This is a genomic window from Agrococcus sp. DT81.2 (genome assembly GCF_049844935.1).
Taxonomy (GTDB): domain Bacteria; phylum Actinomycetota; class Actinomycetes; order Actinomycetales; family Microbacteriaceae; genus Agrococcus.
In genome coordinates, this window is record NZ_JBNCLZ010000022.1 from 1 (window position 1) to 293 (window position 293).

Genomic DNA, 293 nt, shown 5'->3' on the forward strand with positions numbered 1-293 from the left:
CATTCGCCGCAGCAGATCGCGCACCGGCTGCGGCGCGAGCACCCGGATGATCTGGAGATGCACGTGTCCCACGAGACGATCTACCGGAGCCTCTACGTGCAGGGCCGCGGCGAGCTGCGCCGCGAGCTGACCCGGGCGCTGCGCAGCGGCCGCGCGCTGCGCAAGCCGCGCAAGCCCGGCGGGCCCTCCTCGACCCATCACCTGCGGGACGCGCCGCGGATCAGCGAGCGGCCGGCCGAGGCCGCCGACCGGGCCGTGCCGGGGCATTGGGAGGGCGACCTGATCATCGGCGC

General features: G+C 75.4%; 1 protein-coding gene. It reads left to right on the forward strand.

Going from position 1 to position 293, the window contains the following annotated elements; all coding sequences use genetic code 11:
- A partial coding sequence (locus ACLQ21_RS15740; protein WP_425664915.1) for a transposase occupies positions 1-293 on the forward strand: 293 nt, incomplete at both ends.